General features: G+C 61.8%; 21 protein-coding genes. 17 read left to right on the plus strand and 4 right to left on the minus strand.

Annotated features, from left to right (window positions below; translation table 11 throughout):
• Positions 1-57 precede the first annotated feature (57 nt).
• The 6 genes from A4A58_RS18960 (at position 58) to A4A58_RS18985 (ending at position 6266) form a co-directional block, all read left to right on the plus strand.
• Complete coding sequence (locus A4A58_RS18960; protein ID WP_068734905.1) at positions 58-1458, plus strand: FAD-linked oxidase C-terminal domain-containing protein; 1401 nt, start codon at positions 58-60, stop codon at positions 1456-1458.
• Positions 1455-2993, plus strand: a complete 1539-nt coding sequence (locus A4A58_RS18965) for a sugar ABC transporter ATP-binding protein (protein ID WP_068734907.1) — start codon at positions 1455-1457, stop codon at positions 2991-2993. Before A4A58_RS18960 ends, A4A58_RS18965 begins: the two co-directional genes overlap by 4 nt.
• Positions 2986-3936, plus strand: coding sequence for an ABC transporter permease (locus tag A4A58_RS18970; RefSeq protein ID WP_068734909.1), 951 nt, complete (start codon positions 2986-2988; stop codon positions 3934-3936). Before A4A58_RS18965 ends, A4A58_RS18970 begins: the two co-directional genes overlap by 8 nt.
• Complete coding sequence (locus tag A4A58_RS18975; RefSeq protein ID WP_068734911.1) at positions 3933-4907, plus strand: ABC transporter permease; 975 nt, start codon at positions 3933-3935, stop codon at positions 4905-4907. The genes A4A58_RS18970 and A4A58_RS18975 overlap by 4 nt, the downstream gene beginning before the upstream one ends.
• A 36-nt stretch (positions 4908-4943) precedes the next feature.
• Positions 4944-5915 carry a sugar ABC transporter substrate-binding protein gene (locus A4A58_RS18980; protein ID WP_068734914.1) on the plus strand — a complete coding sequence of 324 codons (972 nt, stop codon included), beginning with the start codon at positions 4944-4946 and terminating at the stop codon, positions 5913-5915.
• A 63-nt stretch (positions 5916-5978) separates the two neighbouring features.
• Positions 5979-6266, plus strand: a complete 288-nt coding sequence (locus tag A4A58_RS18985) for a YciI family protein (RefSeq protein ID WP_068734916.1) — start codon at positions 5979-5981, stop codon at positions 6264-6266.
• A gap of 126 nt (positions 6267-6392) precedes the next feature.
• Here the strand turns inward: A4A58_RS18985 and A4A58_RS18990 are convergent, their stop codons facing one another.
• Positions 6393-8030 carry an isocitrate lyase gene (locus tag A4A58_RS18990; RefSeq protein ID WP_068734918.1) on the minus strand — a complete coding sequence of 546 codons (1638 nt, stop codon included), beginning with the start codon at positions 8028-8030 and terminating at the stop codon, positions 6393-6395.
• Positions 8031-8177: 147 nt separating this feature from the next.
• Between A4A58_RS18990 and A4A58_RS18995 the strand changes: the two genes are divergently transcribed.
• Entirely contained in the window at positions 8178-9617 is a 1440-nt protein-coding gene (locus A4A58_RS18995; RefSeq protein WP_068734920.1) for a helix-turn-helix domain-containing protein, read from the plus strand.
• Between the two features lie 7 nt (positions 9618-9624).
• On the opposite strand, the gene A4A58_RS19000 is transcribed toward A4A58_RS18995, so the two are convergent.
• Positions 9625-11124 (minus strand): ATP-binding protein, encoded by a 1500-nt coding sequence (locus tag A4A58_RS19000; RefSeq protein WP_068734922.1) that lies wholly within the window; start codon positions 11122-11124, stop codon positions 9625-9627.
• Between the two features lie 385 nt (positions 11125-11509).
• Here A4A58_RS19000 and A4A58_RS19005 point away from each other — a divergent pair, with 385 nt between their 5' ends.
• From A4A58_RS19005 to soxA, 8 genes are read left to right on the plus strand one after another with little or no spacing between them, the layout of a single operon-like run.
• Complete coding sequence (locus A4A58_RS19005; protein ID WP_068734924.1) at positions 11510-11959, plus strand: (2Fe-2S)-binding protein; 450 nt, start codon at positions 11510-11512, stop codon at positions 11957-11959.
• An 11-nt stretch (positions 11960-11970) separates the two neighbouring features.
• Entirely contained in the window at positions 11971-14145 is a 2175-nt protein-coding gene (locus A4A58_RS19010) for a xanthine dehydrogenase family protein molybdopterin-binding subunit (protein ID WP_192855917.1), read from the plus strand.
• 43 nt (positions 14146-14188) lie between these two features.
• Positions 14189-14479 (plus strand): c-type cytochrome, encoded by a 291-nt coding sequence (locus A4A58_RS19015; protein WP_081421975.1) that lies wholly within the window; start codon positions 14189-14191, stop codon positions 14477-14479.
• A 1-nt stretch (position 14480) separates the two neighbouring features.
• A complete protein-coding gene (locus A4A58_RS19020; RefSeq protein WP_068734930.1) occupies positions 14481-15761 on the plus strand; it encodes an NAD(P)/FAD-dependent oxidoreductase in 1281 nt (426 codons plus the stop codon).
• Positions 15754-16218, plus strand: coding sequence for a sulfur oxidation c-type cytochrome SoxX (gene soxX, locus A4A58_RS19025; RefSeq protein WP_433993638.1), 465 nt, complete (start codon positions 15754-15756; stop codon positions 16216-16218). Before A4A58_RS19020 ends, soxX begins: the two co-directional genes overlap by 8 nt.
• On the plus strand, positions 16215-16706 hold the full coding sequence (locus A4A58_RS19030; protein ID WP_433993639.1) for a SoxY-related AACIE arm protein: 492 nt from the start codon (positions 16215-16217) through the stop codon (positions 16704-16706). The genes soxX and A4A58_RS19030 overlap by 4 nt, the downstream gene beginning before the upstream one ends.
• Positions 16706-17026, plus strand: a complete 321-nt coding sequence (soxZ, locus tag A4A58_RS19035) for a thiosulfate oxidation carrier complex protein SoxZ (RefSeq protein WP_068734932.1) — start codon at positions 16706-16708, stop codon at positions 17024-17026. Before A4A58_RS19030 ends, soxZ begins: the two co-directional genes overlap by 1 nt.
• Positions 17023-17802, plus strand: a complete 780-nt coding sequence (soxA, locus tag A4A58_RS19040) for a sulfur oxidation c-type cytochrome SoxA (RefSeq protein WP_068734934.1) — start codon at positions 17023-17025, stop codon at positions 17800-17802. Before soxZ ends, soxA begins: the two co-directional genes overlap by 4 nt.
• 38 nt (positions 17803-17840) lie before the next feature.
• Here soxA and A4A58_RS19045 read toward each other — a convergent pair whose 3' ends face one another.
• Positions 17841-18335, minus strand: coding sequence for a PaaI family thioesterase (locus A4A58_RS19045; RefSeq protein ID WP_068734936.1), 495 nt, complete (start codon positions 18333-18335; stop codon positions 17841-17843).
• 135 nt (positions 18336-18470) lie between these two features.
• Positions 18471-19661, minus strand: coding sequence for a glutamine-hydrolyzing carbamoyl-phosphate synthase small subunit (carA, locus tag A4A58_RS19050; protein ID WP_068734938.1), 1191 nt, complete (start codon positions 19659-19661; stop codon positions 18471-18473).
• A 310-nt stretch (positions 19662-19971) separates the two neighbouring features.
• Between carA and A4A58_RS19055 the strand changes: the two genes are divergently transcribed.
• The gene (locus A4A58_RS19055) at positions 19972-21597 is read left to right on the plus strand and encodes a glycosyltransferase family 39 protein (RefSeq protein ID WP_349509579.1); all 1626 of its coding nucleotides are present in this window, start codon (positions 19972-19974) and stop codon (positions 21595-21597) included.
• Between the two features lie 142 nt (positions 21598-21739).
• On the plus strand, positions 21740-22195 hold the full coding sequence (locus A4A58_RS19060; RefSeq protein ID WP_068734940.1) for a GatB/YqeY domain-containing protein: 456 nt from the start codon (positions 21740-21742) through the stop codon (positions 22193-22195).
• Positions 22196-22254 lie beyond the last annotated feature (59 nt).

A 22254-nucleotide genomic window follows, 5' to 3' on the forward strand; every position in this document is an offset into this window, starting at 1 on the left:
AACAATGCGCATTAAGGGCCGCAGAGCCTGAGCGCTGATATGGAAGGGGAGGATGCTATGGGAGCGCCAGTGAGCGCCGAGACGGCCGTGGTCCGTCTGAACGAGATCATTGGAGCGCGCGCGACGATTGCGCGCGGCGTGCTCGATGATCACGGTCGCAGCGAGGCCTATCACGCCAGCCGTCCGCCGGACGTCGTGGCGTTTCCGGAAACCACGCAGCAAGTCGCTGAGATCGTGAAGCTTTGCGGCGAACTCGGCATGCCGGTCGTTCCGTTCGGCGCGGGCACCTCGCTCGAAGGCAATGCGGCGTCGGTAGCTGGCGGCGTCTGTATCGATTTTGCGCGGATGAACCGCGTGCTCCGGGTGCATGACAGGGACCTCGATGTCGTCGTGCAGCCTGGCATCACCCGCAAGCAACTCAACGCGCATCTGCGCGACACCGGATTGTTCTTTCCGATCGATCCCGGCGCCGATGCGTCGATCGGCGGCATGACCTCGACGCGCGCGTCCGGGACCATGGCCGTCCGCTACGGCACCATGAAGGACAACGTGCTCGCGCTCGAAGTCGTGCTGCCGGACGGGCGTGTGATCCGCACCAGCCAGCGCGCCCGCAAGTCGTCAGCCGGCTACGATCTCACGCGGCTGTTCGTCGGTTCCGAGGGCACCCTCGGCGTAATCACTGAAATTACCCTGAAACTGCATCCATGGCCGCAGGCGATCTCGTCCGCGGTCTGCAGTTTCGGACGGCTCGATCAGGCGATCGATGCCGCGATTGAAGTGATCCAGTCGGGTATCCCGGTCGCGCGGATGGAATTGCTGGATGAAGTCATGATGCGCGGCATCAATGGTTATTCCAAACTTGGCTATCGCGAGGCGCCGACGCTGTTCTTCGAATTCCACGGTACCGAGGCGAGCGTCGCGGAGCAGGCCGAACTGGCGGAGGCGATCGCCGCCGAACATGAGGGCCAGGGCTTCCAATGGGCGCGTGCGGCGGAAGAGCGGACGAAGCTGTGGCATGCCCGCGACAACACGCTCTATGCGGGTCTCAGCCTGAAGCCGGGTGCCAAGGCCATGATCACGGATGTCTGCGTGCCGATCTCAAGGCTGACGGAATGTCTCACCGAGACGCGTCGCGACATCGATGCCAACGGACTGATAGCGCCTGTGGTGGGCCATGTCGGCGACGGGAATTTCCATCTGCTGATCCTGATTGATCAGGACAATCCCGACGAAGTCGCACGCGCCAAAGCGCTGCATGCGCGGTTGGTGGCGCGGGCGATCGCGATGGAGGGTACCTGTACCGGCGAGCACGGCATCGGCACCGGCAAGATCGGATTCCTCCAGGACGAACTCGGCGACGCCGTCGATATCATGCGTGGCATCAAGGCGTCGATCGATCCGAAAGGAATAATGAACCCCGGCAAGATCTTCTTGCCCAATGCACCGGTGCTGGCATGACGCAGCTCGCGCAGTCCAAGGCCGCCGTGTCGATCGTTCAGGCGGCACCGCCGCTGTTCGAACTGCGCGGCATCTCCAAGGAATTCCCGGGAGTGAAGGCACTCGACGATGTATCGTTCTCGGTCTGGCCAGGCGAGGTGCATATGCTGCTCGGCGAGAACGGAGCAGGCAAATCGAGCCTGATGAAAGTGCTGTGCGGGGCCTATCGCGCCGATAGCGGCTCGTTCCACTACAACGGCGAGAAGGTCGAGATCACGTCGCCAGCCGATGCGCAGAAGCTCGGCATCGCCGTCATCTTCCAGGAATTCTCGCTCGTCCCCTATCTCGACATCGCGCAGAACATCTTCCTTGGACGCGAGCCGGCAGGACGTGTTCCCGGCACGATCGATCGCAAGAAAATTCTGGCTGATGCCAGGCATGTGCTGGATTCGATCGGATTCGATATAGACCCGACGATCCGGATCGAGAAGCTGGGCGTCGCCCAGCAGCAGATGGTGGAGATTGCGAAGGCCATCAGCCAGAACGCGCGAATTCTCGTGATGGATGAGCCGACGGCGGCGCTGTCCGATCGCGAGACGGAATTGCTGTTCGCGCTGATCGCGCGGCTCAAGGCGGACGGTGTCGCCATCATCTACATCTCGCACCGCATGGCGGAGGTGTTCTCGCTCGGTGACCGCATCACGGTGCTGCGCGATGGGCGCCGTATCGATGAGGTGCAACCCGGTGCTGTGTCGTCGGACGATCTGGTCCGGATGATGGTCGGTCGCAGCGTCGATATGAGCTATCCACGGACCTTCGCCCAGACCCCCGGCAAGGTCATGCTCGAGGTAAAGGGCCTTTCCTCCTCTTCGGGCATTGCGGGCATCGACCTGGTGGTGCGGCAAGGCGAGATTGTCGGGCTGTGCGGGCTGGTCGGCTCGGGGCGCACCGAAGTGGTGCGGGCCATTTTCGGAGCCGACAAGGCGACCGCGGGACAGATCCTGTTCGACGGCCAGGAGAAATCCGGCGGTCCGGACGAAGCGGCCAGACTGGGGCTCGCGCTGATTCCGGAAAGCCGCAAGGCCGAAGGTCTGGCTCTGATCCGCTCCGTCGGAGACAACCTGATCGTTTCCGCGCTACGCAAGATCTTTCCGCGTGGCTTCTTCGATCAGGGGAAATCCAGGCAGGTTGCCTATGATCTGATCCGGCAGTTGAGGATCGTAACCCCATCGGACAAGCAGGCCGTGGGTCTTCTGTCCGGCGGCAACCAGCAGAAAGTCGTCATCGGCAAATGGCTGGCGGCCGGCGCCAAACTGTTCATCTTCGACGAACCGACACGGGGCATCGACGTCGGAGCCAAAGCCGAGATCTTCGCGCTCATCGACCGACTGGTCGCGGATGGTGCCGCTGCGCTGATGATCTCGTCGGAGCAGGCAGAAATCTGCCACGTCTGCGATCGCGCCTATGTCATGTGCGACGGGCGCATCGCGGGTGAACTGGCTCGTCACGAACTGAGTGAGGAAAACATCGTGAAGTTGGGGATGCATCATGCGTGAACAAGCGATGGTACTAAACACCAATCCGCTTCAGCGGATTCCCGGCGTTGCCGTCATGCTGGTGCTGCTGTGTGTCGTCTTCAGCCTGATGACGCCAGGCTTTCTGACGGTGCCGAATATTTCCAACGTGCTCGTCCAATCGACGATCCTGCTGATGTTGGCGCTGCCGATGACGCTGATCATCATGACCGAAGGTCTCGACCTGTCGATGGGCGCGGTGTTGACGCTAACCTCGCTGATCGTCGCCATCGTCGCTTTGGCCACTGGCTCGCTGCTGCTCGGTCTGCTTGCGGCAATGGCCGTTGGAATCTTGTTTGGGACGGTCAACGGCTGGCTGGTGGCCGTTGTCGGTATTCCGCCCTTTGTCGCAACGCTCGGAACGCTTGGCATGGCGCAGGGACTCTCGCTGATCGTCAGCGATGGCCAGAGCGTCGTCGGCATGCCGGCGGCCGTTCGCGGCGTCTATTCCGGGACGCTCGGCGGCGTTCCGCTTCCGATCGTACTGGCGCTTGGAAGCTACCTTGTCTTCCACGGATTGCTCTACCACACGCGTTTCGGGACTTACATTTTCGCGCTCGGCGGCAACCGTGAAGCGCTGAAATTCGCCGGCATCTCGGCCCGACGCTTGCTGATCCTCGTCTACGCGCTCGGCGGCGCCATGGTCGGCCTGGCCGGTCTCCTGATGACCGCGCGAATGAATTCGGGGCATCCGACTGCTGGCCTTGGTCTTGAGTTCGATGCCATCGCCGCGGTTGCCGTCGGCGGCACGTCGTTCGAACGCGGCAATGGCTGGCTGCTCGGTACCTTGCTTGGCGTGGTCACCGTAGGCGTGTTGCGAAACGGATTGAACCTGCTGGCGCTGCCGTCTTCGATCCAGGTGGCCAGCGTCGGCTTGCTGGTGATTGCAGCCTTGTTCGTCGATGGATTGCGGAGCCGATCATGACCGATATCTCAAAGCCGATCGCAAGCGGCAGAATGTTGCTCTCCGACGAGATGATCCAGGTGTTCTATCGCCTGCTCGCCGCGTTTCTGATCTGTGCGGCGCTGACCATCCTGACCAACTCGTTCTTCAGTCTCGGCAACATCCTCAACGTCCTGCGTCAGGCGAGTCTGCTGTTCTTCATTGCGTCGGGCCTGACGCTGGTGGTGCTGACAGGTGGCCTCGACCTTTCGATTGGTGCCAATGTCGCGATCTCAGCCTGCGTTGCCGGAACGGTGATCCACCAGACGGGCTCGCCGACCTTGGGGGTACTGACCGGCATCGGCGTTGGTGGCGCGGTGGGGATGCTGAACGGCGTGATGGTCACGGCGCTTCGAATCCCATCTTTCATTGCGACCTACGGGATGCTGTGGGTGCTGCACGGCATCACTTACTGGTACATGGGCGGAGAGACCATGCATGGTTTCCCGGCTGGCTTTCGTCAGATCGGCAGTGGCTATTTTCTCGGTCTTCCGATCCCGGTCTATCTGTTGCTGGTCTTCCTCGCCATCGGAACTATTTTCGCGCAGCGCACCACGTGGGGACAGGAAATCTATGCCATCGGCGCCAACCCGGTCGCCGCGCGATTGTCGGGCATTCCCGTCGCTCGCCGGCTTCTGCTGGTCTACACAGTGTCGGGCGCGATGGCCGGGCTCGCGTCGATCATCTTTCTTGCGCGACTAAACTCCGCCGAAGCCGATATCGGAGAAAGCCTGACACTGCCGGCGATCGCCGCGGTTCTGATCGGGGGCACCTCGCTGTTCGGTGGCCTTGGAACGGTGTTCGGCACGTTCGTCGGCGCACTTATTCTGACCCTTGTCCTCAATGGCATGAACCTGTTGTCGGTCAACGCGAGTTGGCAACCATTGGTGACCGGCGTCATCGTCATTCTGGCAGTATGGCTGGATATGAAAACACGGCGCCGTGCGGCGTAAGTGTTCGATCTCAAAAACAAAACGGAGGGAACGACTATGAAGAAAGCCTATGGCGCGCTTGCTGCACTGTTTCTGACGACATCACTCTCATCCCACGCGTTCGCTGACGGCGAGACGATCGCGGTGTTTACGAAAAACCAGACCAATCCGTACTTCCAGACAGTACGAGTCGGTTCTGATGTAGCGGCCAAGGCGATGAAGGCAAAGACGCTGCATTATATCCCGACAAAGCCGGACAGCATTCCGGAGCAGCTCAGCCAGATTGAGGACGTGGTGGTGAAGAAGCCGTCGGCGATTGTCTTCATCCCGGTCGACTACAAGGCGATGGTCCCTGGCGTCGAAAAGATCAATGACGCAAAGATCCCGGTTGTGAACGTGACGGATCGTTCCGCTGGCGGCAAGTTTGTCGCCTTTGTCGGCGCCGACGATTACAGCCTCGGTCTCGAGACCGGGCGCTATCTGCTGAAGACGCTCGGCGGCAAGGGCAACTTTGTAATCATTGAGGGCGTCAAAGGATCCTTGACGAACATCGACCGCGTCCGCGGCTTCAACGACGCCTTGAAGGAAAACCCGGGGGCCAAGCTGCTTGCGTCGCAGCCCGGCAACTATCAACGGCTGCAGGCGCTTCAGGTCATGGAGAATCTCATGCAGTCGAATACTCAGATCGACGGTGTGTTGGCTGCCAACGATGCGATGGCGATCGGTGCGATCGAGGCGCTCGATGGTGCCAATCGCAAGGCCCAGGTCATTGGCGTCAATGGCACCAAGGAGGCGATCGACGCGATCAAGGCCGGGAAGTTGCTGGCGAGCGGCGACTACAATGGATTCATGCAGGGATGCCTCGGCATGATGATCGCCATTCGTTCGCTGCGCAACGAGCCGGTGATCACTGAGATCGTTCTCAAGCCAACGGTGATCGGTAAGGAGAACTATCAACCCTACGACGTGCCGCTGGAATCGCGGACCTGTCCGAGCTGGGACGAGGCTGCGAAGCTCGGCACCAAATAATCTGTTGCCATCAGGACGGTCGCCGCGGAACGGCGGCCGTCTTCTGCTTTTCGGGAGCTACGCATGCTGTTTGCCATCCATGCCGTCGATCATGCCGGGGCGCTCGATAAGCGCTTGTCTCACTACGAGGCTCACAAGGCCTTTTTGTCCGACACCTCGGCCTATGACGTGACGATCGTCATGTCCGGTCCGCTGACAGCCGATGACGGCCAGACCATGATTGGCAGTCTGTTTCTCGTCGAGGCCGCCGACCGCGCCGCGGTCGAGAAATTTCATCATGCCGATCCGTTCTTTGCCGCCGGCATCTGGCAGACGGTCACGATCACCGGCTTCCTGCGCCGACAGGGATAAGCGCAATGGAGGCCGGCGCCTCGCCTGTCGGTGAGGCAGCCGTTCGACATTTGAACACCGACAACGAAATCAGCCTGAGGTCTGACAAGACCCCAGGCTGATTTGCGATGAGCTGAACCGTAACGATTAGCCGAACTGGTTCATCGTGTTGTGCGCGCCGCCCGCCTTCAGGGCTGCCTCACCGGCGAAGTATTCCTTGTGCTCGTCGCCGATGTCCGAACCAGCCATGTTCTGATGCTTCGCGCAGGCGATGCCTTGACGGATTTCCGCGCGCTGGACGTTCTTGACGTAGCCCAGCATGCCCTGTTCGCCAAAATACTCCTTGGCGAGGTTGTCGGTCGACAGCGCAGCCGTGTGATAGGTCGGCAGCGTGATCAGGTGATGGAAGATGCCGGCACGCTTGGCCGAATCCGCCTGGAATGTCCGGATGAGCTCGTCGGCTTCGACCGCCAGCGGCGTGCTGTCGTACTCCACCTTCATCAGTTCGGCGCGGTTGTACTTGCTGACATCCTTGCCGGCTTCCTTCATCGCGTCATAGACCTGCCAACGGAAGTTGAGCGTCCAGTTGAACGACGGCGAGTTGTTGTAGGCCAGCTTCGCATTCGGGATCACCTCACGAACGCGATCGACCATCTTGGCGATCTGCTCGATGTTCGGCTTCTCGGTTTCGATCCACAAAAGGTCGGCGCCGTTCTGCAACGAGGTGATGCAGTCGAGCACGCAGCGGTCCTGACCCGTGCCTTCGCGGAACTGGTACAGGTTGCTGGCCAAACGCTTCGGGCGCATCAGCTTGCCATTACGCGTAATGACGACGTCGCCGTTGCCGATCTTTGAAGCATCGATTTCCTCGCAATCCAGGAAGCTGTTGTACTGATCGCCGAGGTCACCGGGCTTGTGGCTGACAGCGATCTGCTGCGTCAGGCCGGCACCGAGCGAGTCGGTGCGGGTGACGATGATGCCGTCTTCGACACCCATTTCGAGGAAGGCGTGGCGGCAGGCGCGGATCTTCGCGAGGAAGACTTCGTGCGGCACGGTGACCTTGCCGTCCTGATGACCGCACTGCTTCTCGTCCGAGACCTGGTTTTCGATCTGCAGCGCACAGGCGCCGGCTTCGATCATCTTCTTGGCGAGCAGATAGGTCGCTTCCGCATTGCCGAAGCCGGCATCGATATCGGCGATGACGGGAACAACATGGGTCTGGAAGTTGTCGATCTTGTTGATCAGCTCTTCTTCCTTCGCCTTGTCGCCGGCCTTGCGGGCCGCGTCGAGGCTGCGGAAGATGTCGTTGAGCTCGCGCGAGTCCGCCTGACGCAGGAAGGTGTAGAGCTCTTCGATTAGCGCGGGCACTGAGGTCTTCTCATGCATCGACTGATCCGGCAGCGGGCCGAATTCGGAGCGCAGTGCCGCGATCATCCAGCCCGAGAGGTACAGGTAGGTGCGATCGGTGGTGCCGAAATGCTTCTTGACCGAGATCAGCTTCTGCTGCGCGATAAAGCCATGCCAGCAGCCGAGCGACTGTGTGTACTTGGTGGTGTCCGCATCATAGGCGGCCATGTCGGCACGCATCAGCGACGCGGTGTAGCGTGCGACGTCGAGGCCGGTCTTGAAGCGGTTCTGCAGGCGCATGCGTGCGACGGCCTCGGCGGTGACGCCGTTCCAGGTGTCCTTGGTCTTGAGCAGCGCCGACGCCGCCTCGACTTCGCTCCGATAGGAGCCGGTGCCGAGGATGGTCTGGTTGCTGATCCCGCGCGGCTGGAAGTTCATGGTCTTGATCCCTTTGGCTGACGAAAAACCTGTCCTTGGTTGTAAGCGCGGGATTGTCAGCCGCTAGACGGAACGCGGATAACTTGTCATACTTTACAAATACGGCGTGTAATTCTGTAAGATAATTACAAGGTATTGGAGGGCGCAATGGCCACCTCGGCTGGTCGTTCGGTGTTCATGGGCCCCCGATTACGGCGGCTTCGGCGCGATTTGGGCCTGACTCAGGCCGATATGGCGGCTGATCTCGAGATTTCCGCGCCTTACGTCGCGCTGCTGGAGCGCAACCAACGGCCGATGACGGCCGACATGCTGCTCCGGCTGGCGCGCACCTACACGATCGATCTCGCCGATCTCGCCGGCGACGGCGGTGCCGACAATACGGCGCGGATGCAGTCGATCCTGAAAGAGCCGATGTTCTCGGACATCGATATTCCCGCGCTCGAAATCAGTGATCTCGCGGTCAGCTATCCCGGCATGGCCGAGGCTTTTCTGCGCCTCTACACGGCCTATCGCGAGGAGCAGCTCGCGCTGGCGGATCGGCGCGCACCGGCGCTCACCGGTGGCGCGTCGTCTTCGGATAGCGAGGGCTATGATGCCAACGATCCCGTGGCCGAGGTCAGGCGGTTTCTGGCAGCTCGCCGCAACAATTTCGCTGTGATCGACGACGTGGCCGAACGTCTTGTGCAGGCGACGTCGGGGCCGAGCGGTTTCGTCGAGCGTCTCAAGACCCGACACAAGCTACAAGTGCGCTATCTGCCGCCGGACGTCATGCTCGGCTCTGTGCGACGACTGGATCTGCATAGGAAACAATTGCTACTTGAGGACTCGCTCGACACCGCCAGTCTTAATTTCCAGCTGGCGCAGCAGCTCGTTTATCTCGAAATGGAAAACGAGATCGGTACGGCGCTCGAAGATGGCCAGTTCACCACCAAGAGTGCAGAGCTGCTGGCACGCCGCGCACTTGCAGGTTACGCCGCTGCTGCGCTGATCATGCCCTATGCGGCTTTCGCGCGCGCCGCGGAAACGCGTCGTTACGATCTAGAAGCGCTGGCGCGTCAATTCGGTGCCAGCTTCGAACAGACCGCGCATCGTATCACGACGCTGCAGCGGCCGGGCGCCGAAAAGGTTCCGTTCTTTTTGATTCGCGTCGATCCCGCCGGCAATATTTCGAAGCTGCTCGACGGTGCAGGCTTTCCATTTGCGAAACACGGCGGCGCATGTCCGTTGTGGTCGGTGCACGACGTTTTCAAAACGCCGCGCCAGATCGTCACGCAGTGGCTGGAATTGCCGGACGGTCAGCGCTTCTTTTCGATTGCCCGCACCGTTACCGCCGGCGGTGGTGGTTACGGCGCGCAACGCGTCGAGCGCGCTATCGCGATCGGTTGTGCAGCCGAACATGCGGGGCAGTTGATCTATACGCGCGATGCATCGGCGCCGCGTGCGGAAGCACCCACACCGATCGGCGTTGCATGCCGCGTCTGTCATCGTCCGCGCTGCGCGGCTCGCTCGGCGCTTCCGATCGGCCGCGAGCTGCTGCCGGATGATTTCAGGACGCTGAACGTTCCGTTTGGCTTCTCCGCGGACTGAAGCGGCGTCAGGCCTGCTCTGCCGGGACTTCCTCGGCATTGGGATCGCCCGGCGCCGTGGCCCAGGCCAGTTCAACGAGCGTCACGATGCGCCGACCGGCGCCATCGAGCTGACAGACGATGAGGCCTTGCTCCTCGATATAGTTCAGCAGGCGCTGTGCGCGGCGTAGCGAATGCGAGCCGTAGGCGCGGGCGATCGCGGCATTGCTCGGACAGGGCCAGCCTTCCTTGGCGGCGCGGGCGATCATCATGAAGACACCCTGCATATCCTCCGGCAGAATCGAGGCGCGGACCGAGACGTCTTGCCAGCCGTCATCGTTGGTCATGTCGGAGCCGAGCCCGGCGCGGGCGCGTATCAGCATGCGGCGGAAGTCGTCAAGGTCCGGCACGGCGGCACCGAGACCCTCGATGCGGCAGCGGACCACGAATTCCTGATAGAGCACGCCGACCACCCGGAAGCCTGCATCGGGCTCCGCCATCAGGGCGTGCAACACGCGGTCGACGCGCATGCGCCGCTCCGCCAGTTCCTCGGCGCTGATCGGCGTCTCCGCCACGTCCGGCCGAATTTCCAGCGCTGCGGACTTCGCCGCCATGAGCTGGCCAAGCAGATCCGGCGATGACGGTGCGCGGCGCTGCGGCCGGACCGGCTCCGGCGGGGGCGCTGCGAGAATCGTGGCGCGGACGTCGTCGAGTGTCGCTTCCGGCAGCGGCATCAGGCGTGGGGTCGCATTGCGCGGACTTGTTTCGGTGACACCGATGCGCAGGCCCAGCGGACGACGGGAGAGGGCGGGACCCAGCGCCATGAACTGGCCGCGCTCGAGGTCGCGGAAGGATTCGGCCTGCCGTCGCTCCATGCCGAGAAGATCGGCGGCGCGTGCCATATCGATATCCAGGAAGGTGCGACCCATCAGGAAATTCGACGCTTCCGCCGCGACGTTCTTGGCGAGCTTCGCCAGTCGCTGTGTCGCGATGACGCCGGCAAGGCCGCGTTTGCGGCCGCGGCACATCAGGTTGGTCATGGCGCCGAGCGATAGCTTGCGGGCTTCGTCGGACACCTCGCCGGCAACGGCCGGGGCGAACAGCTGTGCCTCGTCCACCACCACGAGCATCGGATACCAATGGTCGCGAGGCGCGTCGAACAGCCCGCCCAGAAAGGCGGCGGCGCGGCGCATTTGATTCTCGGCATCCAGCCCTTCGAGATTGAGCACTGTGGAGACGCGGTGCATGCGCGCGCGCTCGCCGGCGACCTGCAACCCGCGTTCGGTATGCGCCTCGGCATCGATCACCAGATGACCGAATCGCTCGGCCAGCGAGACGAAATCGCCTTCAGGGTCGATGATGGTTTGTTGCACCCATGGGGCGCTCTGTTCGAGCAGCCGGCGCAGCAGATGCGATTTTCCGGAACCCGAATTGCCCTGTACGAGCAGACGCGTCGCCAGCAGTTCCTCAAGGTCCAGAGCCGCCGGGGCGCCTGACGTCGTATGCCCCATCTCGATCGCAACGGTCATGTCTCGACTCAGGTCTCCTTGTAGAGAGGGCTTACCAACCTGGTCACAGCGCGTCGAGCGGCGCACGGCTATCATCCCGTGTTCCGCGCAACTCTCACCAAGTAAATCGCGACAGCGAATCGGCGATGTTCTGCACACGGCGGTGCCCGGTTTTGCCAATGGCAATCTCAGGCGGTTTCCTTGCATGATCGCATTGTGTTCGACCCGCGGTGATAGAGCGTCAGCAAACAGAAAATCCCGCGTGACGTAACTGTGACGTCCGCAAGGCAGGGACATCGCTGGAATCTTCGGGCGCTGCAGTCACCAAACATTTGATTTGGAATTCTTCCAGTTTCAGGGGAGGGTTGCTGCAACGGCGATATGCGCCACGACCCGGGGAAATGCGATGGCAAGCCTCACGATCAATGGACGAACCTACGAGATCGATGCAGAACCGGACACGCCATTGCTATGGGCGATCCGCGAAAATGCCGGGCTGACAGGGACAAAATACGGATGTGGCGTCGCCCAATGCGGCGCCTGCACCGTTCATGTCGATGGCCAGCAGGTCCGTTCCTGCAGCATGGCGCTTAGTGAGGCGATCGGAAAGCAGATCACGACGATCGAGGGCCTTGCGTCCGAGGGGGGCGTGCACAAGGTGCAGCAGGCCTGGATCGATCATGATGTGCCGCAATGTGGTTACTGCCAGAGCGGCATGATCATGGCAGTTGCAGCGCTGCTGGAGACAGTGCCGCAGCCGACCGATGAGGATATTGACCTCGCTATCACCAATATCTGCCGTTGCGGCACGTTCCAGCAGGTCCGTGAAGCGATTCACGCCGCTGCAAGCGCTTGAGGAAGATGGTCATGGGTCATGCTCCGCAACTCAATCGCCGTTCGTTTGTCCTGGGAACTGCTGCTATCGGCAGTGGCCTCGCGCTCGGTATTCCCTTTGGCGGGCCGACCGCAGTCTATGCGGCCGATGGTACGCCTGAGGTCAATGCCTGGGTGGTGATCCGGCCGGATGAGACCGTTGTCGTGCGTATCGCGCGGTCCGAGATGGGGCAGGGAACGCTCACGGGTCTGGCGCAATTGGTCGCAGAAGAACTCGAATGCGACTGGTCCAGGGTGACGACGGAATATCCCACGCCCGGGCAAAGTGTCGCACGCAAGCGCGTCTGGGGGGACTTTTCCACCGGCGGCAGCCGCGGTGTTCGCACCTCGCATGATTACGTCCGCAAAGGTGGCGCGGCTGCGCGCCTGATGCTGATCCAGGCTGCTGCCAATGAGTGGGCCGCGCCCGTGTCGGAATGCGCCACGAGCAAGGGCGTTATCACCCACGTCCCGTCGGGGCGCACCATCACTTACGGCAAGGTCGCGGAAGCGGCTGCTAAGCTGCAGCCGCCGGCCGACGTCAAGCTGAAGGATCCCAAAGACTGGATCATCGCCGGCAAGCCGCTGAAGCGGCTCGATACGGTCGAGAAGACCAACGGCAAGATGATCTACGGCGCCGATATCAAGCTGCCGGGAATGCTCAATGCCGCGATCAAGGATTGCCCGGTGTTCGGCGGCACGCTGAAGAGCTTCGACGACAGCAAGATCCTTGGCATGAAAGGTGTCAAGAAGGTCGTGCGCGTCGGCGAGAGTGCCGTGGCTGTGGTCGCCGATACGTGGTGGCACGCCAAGTCGGCGCTGGAGGCGATGCCGGTCGTCTGGGACGATGGCAAGAACGCCAGCGTGTCCAGCGAGTCCATCGGCAAGTGGCTGCAGGAAGGCCTGGACGCTGCGCAGCCCGCTTTTGTCGGCAACAAGGCTGGCGATGTCAAAGCAGCGTTTGCGGGTGCTGCGAAGACGGTGGAAGCGGTCTACGCCTATCCCTATCAGAACCACGCCACCATGGAGCCGATGAACGCGACGGTGCTCTATACGGCGGAGAAGTGCGAGGTCTGGACCGGGACGCAGAACGGTGAAGCCGTGTTTGCGGCCGCAGTCGAAGCGTCAGGCCTGCCGAGCGACAAATGCGAGGTCTACAAGATCATGCCGGGCGGCGGCTTCGGTCGGCGCGGCATGACCGATTACGTCCGTCAGGCGGTGGCCATCGCCAAGCAGATGCCCGGTACGCCGATCAAGCTGATGTGGTCGCGCGAAGAAGACATGCTGCACGGCCGTTATCACCCCATTACGCAAAGCAAGCTGGTCGGCGCCTTCGATGCCGATAACAATCTGATCGGTTTGCACATGCGGATCTCAGGCCAGTCGATCCTGGCCAGTGTGCGTCCCGAGGGTATGCAGAACGGGATGGATCCCGTCACTTTCCAGGGTCTGAATGCCAGCGGTGAGGCAGCGATCGGTTACACCGTTCCGAATTTGCTGATCGACCATTCCATGCGCAATCCGCACGTACCGCCGGGTTTCTGGCGCGGCGTCAACGTCAACCAGAATGCGATCTATCTTGAGAGCTTCATGGATGAGCTCGCGCATTCGGTCGGTCAGGATCCGCTCGAATTCCGCCGCAAGCTGATGACCAAGCATCCGAAGCATCTCGCGGTGCTCAATGCGGTTGCGGAGAGGATCGGCTGGACGACACCGGCACCGCAAGGCGTGTTCCGCGGCATCTGCCAGCATATGGGCTTCGGCAGCTATGTCGCGGCCGCGACGGAAATTTCGGTGACGGGTGGCAACAAGATCAAGATCCATCGCATCGTTGCCGCCACCGATCCCGGTTACGCGGTGAATCCCTGGCAGATCGATCGCCAGATCGCCGGCTCGTTCGTCTACGGCCTCTCAGCGCTGTTCTATGGCGAGTGCACCGTGAAGGGTGGTCGCATTGAGCAGGAGAATTTCGACACCTATCAGTCGATGACCATGAAAGAGATGCCGAAGGTCGAGTCGATCCTGATGCCATCAGGCGGCTTCTGGGGCGGTGTCGGTGAACCGACGATCTGCGTTGCGGCGCCGGCCGTGCTGAATGCCTATTTTGCTGCGACCGGCAAGCGCATCCGTTCCGTGCCGCTGAAGAATCACGACATCATCTTTGCGTAACCGACGCGTCGCCATGCTTGCTGCCCATCACTGGATTTCGCTCATGAAGACGTTGCGTACCTCACTTGCGATCGGGCTGATCGTCGCCTCGGCGGCGCCGGTCCGGGCGGCATCGGCGCCGCCGCCGCCTGGCGCGGCGTCGTGCTCCGGCTGCCATGCGGCGACATCGCAGGCCATCCCGAACATTTATGGGCGCGATGCCGATGCGACGCGATCGACACTGCTGGCCTTCCGAAATGGATCGATGCCGGCCACGGTGATGACGCGGATCGCCAAGGGCTTCTCCGAAGACGAAATCGGGTCGATTGCGGCCTGGCTGGCAACGCAGAAATAGCATGACCCAAAAAAATCATACCTCACGACGGGAGTTTCTTCGCGCTGCCGCAGCGGCGACGGCATCCCTTGCGCTGGCATCGCCAAGCCTGGCGCAATCGCCCGCGCGCGTCGTCGTGATCGGCGGCGGCTTCGGCGGCGCCAGTTGCGCCCGCGCGCTTCGGCAGCTCGATCCGTCGCTGGATGTCACGCTGGTGACGGCCGATCGCCAATATGTCGCGTGCCCGTTCAGCAATGAGGTCATTGCCGGCGACCGCGCCATCGAAGCCCAGCAATTCACTTACGAGAAAATCGCGGCCGGCGGCATCAAACTCGTCACGCAAATGGCGCAGACGATCGACCCGCAAGCGCGCACGATCGGTCTCGCCGATGGATCGACGTTGCGCTACGACCGGCTGGTTCTGTCGCCCGGAATTGATCTGCGCTTCGACGCGCTGCCGGGCTATGACGAGGCTGCAGCGTCGCGCATGCCACATGCCTGGAAGGCGGGCGAGCAGACGCTGCTGCTGCGGCGCCAGTTGGAGGCGATGGACGATGGCGGCGTGGTTGCGATCGTCGTTCCCGCCAACCCCTTTAGGTGTCCGCCGGGCCCGTATGAGCGCGCGAGCCTGATTGCGCACTACCTCAAGACTCGCAAGCCGCGGTCGAAGCTGATCATTCTCGACTCGAAAGACGCGTTCTCGAAGCAGCGGCTGTTTCAGGCTGCATGGCAGGAGCTGTATCCGGGATTGATCGAATGGGTCGCGTTGTCGCAGGGCGGCAAGGTTACGTCGGTCGATCCGGCGAGCAATACGCTGGTGACCGATTTCGCGACGCATCAGGTTCAGGTCGCCAATGTCATTCCGCCGCAGCGCGCCGGACGCATCGCGGAGATTGCCGGCGTCACCGATAAATCCGGCTGGTGTCCGATCAATCCCGTCAGCCTTGAGTCCACGCAAGTGCCGAATATCCATGTGATCGGCGATGCCTGCATTGCCGGCGCGATGCCCAAATCCGCGTTCTCGGCGAATGCGCAGGCGAAGACCTGTGCAAGCGCAATCGTGGCGTTGCTGGCTGGTGCCGCGCCGACGCCTCCGAAGCTGATCAACACCTGTTACAGTCTGGTTGCGCCCGATTACGGCATTTCCATCGCGGGCGTCTACCAGCCCCGCAACGGCCTGTTTGCGGATATCGAAGGTGCGGGCGGTACGAGTCCGCTGGATGCGCCACGTGATGTCCGGGCCCGCGAAGCGATCTATGCACGGTCCTGGTTCGAGACGATCGGAGCAGAGGTCTTTGGTTAGTCGCCGCCGCGCATCGACGCTGTTGTCGGCGGGCGTGGCGACGCTACTGCTGACTGTTCCGGTCCGTGCGAGTGAACTTGTCCCTTATGCGGTGGTTGGCGATGCGATTCCGCTGCCCTTGGCGGGCGCGGTCGGCGACGCGTCGGCGGGCAGGGCGATCGTCGTCAACCGGATCTATACGTGTCTGCTCTGTCACAGCGGTCCATTTACCGAACAGAGATTCCAGGGCGATCTTGCGCCGAGCCTTGCCGGCACCGGCAGCCGCTGGTCGGCAGGCCAGTTGCGGCTGCGGCTGGTGGATGCCTCCCGCCTCAATGCCGCGACGATCATGCCATCCTATTATCGTGCAGATGGGTTACAGCGTGTCGGGGACGCATGGCTTGGCAAGCCGATCCTGTCGGCGCAACAAATCGAGGACGTCGTCGCTTACCTGACAACGCTGCAGAACCCATCATGACGAAGCAATCCATGGCTGAGCCCGATCGAACGACGCGTCGCCAGTTCCTGGCGACAGCCGGCGGCGCAGCGCTCGGCGCGGTGTCCCTCGTGCATGTCGGCCCGGCGCGTGCGACGCCGGACACCATGAAAGCGGCCATCCGCGATATCGTCAACGGCGCGGCTGTGCGCCCTGGCAAGGTGAAGCTCGACGTCCCGCCGCTGGTCGAGAACGGCAACACGGTGCCGCTCACCGTCACGGTGACGAGCCCGATGAGTGATGCGGATCACGTGGTCAGTATCCACATCTTCAATGAGAAGAATCCGCAGCCCAATGTCGGCAACTTCTATATCTCGCCGCGCGCAGGCCGCGCGCAGATATCGACGCGCATCCGGCTCGCCGATACGCAGACACTGACGGCCATCGCGAAACTCTCCGATGGTTCGTTCTGGTCGGCGACCGCAGATGTCGTCGTCACGCTCGCGGCATGTACCGAGGAGGCAACCTGATGGCGTCCGCGCTGATCAACGTTCCGTCTACGGCCAGGCGTGGCGACATCATCGAGATCAAGACGCTGATGTCGCACATCATGGAGACCGGCTTTCGCCATACCGTGACCGGCGAGGTCATCCCGCGCAACATCATCACCAATTTCATCTGCCGCTATAATGGCGACGAGGTCTTTCGGGCTGATCTGTTTCCCGCGTTCTCCGCCAATCCCTTCATCTCCTTCTTTACGATCGCCACCGAGAGCGGAAAATTCGAATTCCAGTGGATAGGCGACAATGGATTTCAGGAAACCGCGTCGGCCAGCATCACGGTCACATGAATCGACTGCGAAATATCAGCCTGTCGTTGCTGGCAGTCATTGCCTTCACGTCGCGCATCGAGGCGGCGGAGATCGCGCCGGGCGAACGACGCTCCGGTGCCAGTTTCATGTCCGTCGAAACCCAGGCGATGCAGAATGACGCCACGGTTAATCCCGGCATGTTGTGGGTGCTGGATGGCGAGGCGCTGTGGACCCGGAAGCCCGTCGCCGGCCGTGCTTGCGCGGATTGTCACGGTGATGCCAGCAGCATGCGCGGCGTCGCCGTGCGGTACCCGGCATTCGACGACAAGCTCAACCGCCCGGTCGATCTCGAACAGCGCGTCAATCTCTGCCGTGTCGATCATCAGCAATTGCCGCCGCTCGCCGATGAAAGCCGCGATCTGCTGGCGCTGACCGCATTGATCGGCCGGCAATCCCAGGGGATGCCGATCGAGACGGGCGCCGATTCACGTCTGCAGGCGTTCATCGACAAAGGCCGCGATGCCTTCATGCGGCGTCAGGGTCAGTTGAATCTCGCATGCACGAACTGCCATGATGACAACTGGGACAAGCGATTGGCGGGCTCGGCGATCACGCAGGCCCATCCGACCGGCTATCCCGTCTATCGCTTGGAGTGGCAGGGGCTCGGCTCTCTGAAGCGACGGCTGCGCAACTGCATGATCGGCGTGCGCGCTCAACCCTACAGCGCCGACGCACCTGAGATGGTCGAGCTTGAACTCTATCTGATGTCGCGCGCACGGGGCATGGCAAGCGAAACTCCCGCTGTCAGGCCGTGACGTATCGAATTTCCGTGAGAGTGCCCGCGGGCTCCAGGTCAGGTCGGTTCCTTCGGTATCTCGAACACCAGACACGTCGTGGTGGCATGGGCGATGAGCCGGCCCTTGGAATCCGTGATGCGCGCTTCGGCGGTGGCGGCGCGGCGGCCGACATTCAGCGTCTTGCCTTCGGTGCGCACGGCGCCAGAATCCTTGCTCATGCCGCGGATGAAGCTGATCTTGAATTCCAGCGTGGTGTAGCCGGTGCCGACAGGCAACATAGTGTGCACGGCCAGGCCCATCGCCGAATCCAGCAGGATCGCCGCGTAGCCGCCATGCACCGAGCCGATCGGATTGTAGTGGCGGAAACCGGGGACGCTATGAAACACGACAACACCGGGTTCTGCGGTCGAGTCGAACGGCTCGACATTCTCCATGATCGGCGGTTGCGGCAACTCGCCGGCGAAGATCTTGCGCACGAAATCGAGCCCGGGCATTGAGGCCATCAGGCTGGTGGGGACGACGTCATAGCGGGGCGTGGGGGCGTCGGTCATGGATCATTCCCGGCAATTGTAATGACGAGCATCATACAAAAGGTGGCGCCGTGTGTCATCTCTTCTACGTTCAAAACGAAAATGGCCGGGGTGATCCCGGCCATGACGTCTTAATTCCGCTGGTTGAAATGAAAGCTACGACGCCTTCTTCGCCCGCATCAGATCCGCGAACCGCTTGAACAAATAATGCGAGTCGCGCGGGCCGGGCGAGGCCTCGGGATGGTACTGCACCGAGAACACCGGCTTGCCGTCGAGCTGGATGCCGCAATTGGATCCATCGAACAGCGAGATATGGGTTTGCGTCGCGCCCTTGGGCAGCGTCGCCTCGTCCACCGCGAAGCCGTGGTTCATCGAGGTGATTTCCACCTTGCCGGTGGTCTCGTCCTTGACCGGATGATTGGCGCCGTGATGGCCCTGATGCATCTTCTTGGTCTTGGCGCCCACTGCAAGGCCGAGCATCTGGTGACCGAGGCAGATGCCAAATGTGGGCACGCCGGAATCGATCACCTGCTTGATGACAGGCACGGCATATTTGCCGGTCTCGGCGGGATCGCCGGGACCATTCGACAGGAACACACCGTCCGGCTTCAGCGCCATGATCTCTTCAGCCGAGGTCGTGGCCGGAACGACGGTGACCTTGCAGCCTTCGCCGGCCAGCAGGCGCAGGATGTTGCGCTTGATGCCGTAATCGATGGCGACGACGTTGAATTCAGGATTGATCTGGCGGCCGAAGCCCTTTTCCCACTCCCAGGGAGTCTCGTCCCAGGTGAAGCGCTGGGCAGATGTTACCATCGGCACCAGGTCCATGCCTTCGAGCCCGGGCCATTCGCGTGCTTCTTCCTTCAGGCCGTGCAGGTCGAATTGGCCGTCCTTCGCGTGCACAAGCACCGCATTGGGCATGCCCTTGTTGCGGATCAGCGCGGTCAAGGCGCGGGTGTCGATGCCGGAAATGCCGATGATGCCACGAGCCTTCAGCCAGGCGTCGAGATGCCGGGAAGAGCGGTAATTCGACGGGTCGGAGATCGCCGAGCGCAGGATCACGCCGCGGGCGCCTGGCGTCGCCGCCATGTTCACCGTCTCGATATCCTCGTCGTTGGTGCCGACATTGCCGATATGCGGGAAGGTGAAGGTGATGAGCTGTCCGGCATAGGATGGATCGGTGAGGATTTCCTCATAACCGGTCATCGCCGTGTTGAAGCAGACTTCGCCCACGGCCTGGCCTTCCGCACCGAGGCCGAAGCCTTCCAGCACGGTGCCGTCGGCGAGCACGAGGAGCGCGGTCGGTTTGTGGTCCGGCCAGGCTGAAGATGTTTCTGAGGGGGTCATGAGGGGACTACATAGTCCGCGCATCCGCTGCCGTCAAAGCCGGAACGGCCGGATTCGCACGTCAGCCATGGCCTGCAGGGTTAGCAATCGGCGCTTTGGCCGATGGACGGGCCCCGAACAGAGCTTCGTGAAGGAATAATATCTTGTCTGGCAAAATTGTGGTGTTCCGGTGTCCGGCGAAACCTGCACGCCGATAGCGCGTAATTTGCAGAATGAGATGTAAAATCAACTAATTATAATTACGGATGCTTGCCGGAACTCACTTTCGCCGGTAGCAAGCTACGACTTCGCCGTATTTCCGGATATTTCAGTGCAATTGGACTATTTCGCCAAGATGGCCGCGCGCTCGGCCGTCGCGCCAGCGCGATGGCGCAGGCCTTTTCTGACCTTCCTCGATGGGATCGAGAAGGGCTGGACGATTCCTGTGCTGATCGTCGGCTTCGCGGGAATCTGGTTGCTGTTTCTGGTGATCGCCTATCAGAGCGGCGATCTGCATGCGGATGCGCTGGAAACCTGGACCCTTGGGCGCCAATTCGCATGGGGGAATCCCAAACATCCGCCCTTGATGGGCTGGGTTGCGCGGCTGTGGACGCTGGTTTTCCCGCTGACCGACTGGTCGTTCCAGTTGCTGTCGATGACCAATGCCGCGGTGTCGCTCTGGGCTGTCGATCTGATTGCACGCCGTTTCGTGCGCGGCGATTCGCGAGCCGTCATATTGCTGCTGCTGATGCTGCTTCCGGCCTATCAGTTCCACGCCCAGCGCTTCAACGCGAACACGGTGCTGCTCGCGATCTGGCCGCTGGCGACCTACTGCTTCCTGCGCTCCTATGAAACGCGGGCCGTCGGCTGGGCCGCTGCCGCCGGTGTCCTGGCCGCGCTGGCAATGCTCGGCAAATATTACTCGATCTTCCTGATCGGCAGCTTCGCGCTGGCAGCGATCGTGCATCCGCAGCGGGCGGTCTATTTCAGGTCCTGGGCACCGTGGGTCTCGACACTTGTCGGGCTCATTGCCCTTGGGCCGCACATCCATTGGCTCGTGAAGACCGGTGCTGCGCCGTTCACTTATGCCATGCAGGTTCACGGCGGCATCGACTTCGGTCAGTCACTCATCGAAGCCAGCATGTTTTTGCTCGGTCTCGCGGCGACGCTGGCGCTGCCGGCCATTGTCTGGGTTTTATCGGCCGAGCTGCGCCTGAAGTACTTTTCGGCCGATTTCCGTGCGATGGGTCCAGGGTTGCTGCTGCTGTTCTGGGTGTTCATCGGCACGGTGCTGCTGCCCGTCGTGACTACCGTCACGCTTGGCACCGACATGCCTTCGCTATGGGCGCTCCAGGGCTTGTTCCTGCCGGCTGTTTTGATCGTTTGCGGCGCCCGCTTCACGCTCGAACGTCTGTATGTGGTCAATATGGTGGTGTTCGTCGCCGGCATCGCCATCATCGCAGCCGTTGTGGCTGCTCCGATCCATGCGATTTATCGCAACAGCATCAATCCTAATGAGCGGACTTACTACCGGCTGGCCGCTCAAGAGCTGACCGATCGGTGGCGCCAGATGGCAGGCCGGCCGATGCCACGGATCAGTGGCGACGACGGGCTGGCATTCGCGACGGCCTTTTACAGCCTTGACCATCCCGTCTACAGCCGCCCGTTCCGGTATCAATACAGTTGGGGCATGCCGCGCGCGACGACGCTGCAGAAGGGCTGGGCTGCGATGTGTTTTGCGACAGATAGCGATTGCCTGATGTGGATGGGCAAGGTCGCGATGCTCGAGCCACGGCACGTCAGGTTTGATTTCGAGGTTCAGCCCCGGCTATGGGGCCAGGCCGGTATTCCGGCCACCATATCGGCGTTGATGGTTCTGCCATACGCCGCTGGAGCCACCGCGCCCGGGCCGTTGTCCGCAAGCGTGGAGGATTTCAGCTCCAGCCATCGGCAGTAGGTTTGGGCAGTAGGTTCGGGCAATAGCTCCGGGCGGCGTCCCCGAGAATTGGCGGGCGCAGTTGTGCATACCCCTTAAAACGCTTAGATCGGGGCCAACCGAGTTCCGGCGCTGCGATTGGCCGCCGCAAGAGGAGACGCAGATGCTGCGCGATGACATCAACAACGCCGTCAAGGACGCTATGCGAGCCAAGGACGAGCGCAAGCTTTCGACGCTTCGGATGGTCAATTCGACCATCAAGAATGCCGATATCGAAGCGCGTGGCCAGAGCAAGCCGCCGCTGTCGGATGCCGACCTGCTGAGCCTGCTGCAGAAGATGATCAAGCAGCGCCAGGAATCCGTCGAGCTCTATGACAAGGGCGGCCGCGCCGAACTCGCGACCCAGGAGCGCGAGGAGATCGCGATCATCTCCGCCTATCTGCCGCAGCAGATGTCGGAGGACGAAGCGAAATCTGCCGTCACTGCCGAGATCGCCGAGCTTGGCGCGAGCGGCATGAAGGACATGGGCAAGGTGATTGCTGCGCTGAAAGCGAAATATGCCGGCCAGATGGACTTCGGCAAGGCCAGCGGTCTGGTCAAGGCCGCGCTCAACGGCTGAGGTTTTCGTAGTCCACAAATTCAAAACCTCTCCTCGCACTGCGAGGAGAGGTTTTTTCT

This window comes from Tardiphaga robiniae (assembly GCF_001618955.1).
Taxonomy (GTDB): domain Bacteria; phylum Pseudomonadota; class Alphaproteobacteria; order Rhizobiales; family Xanthobacteraceae; genus Tardiphaga; species Tardiphaga robiniae_A.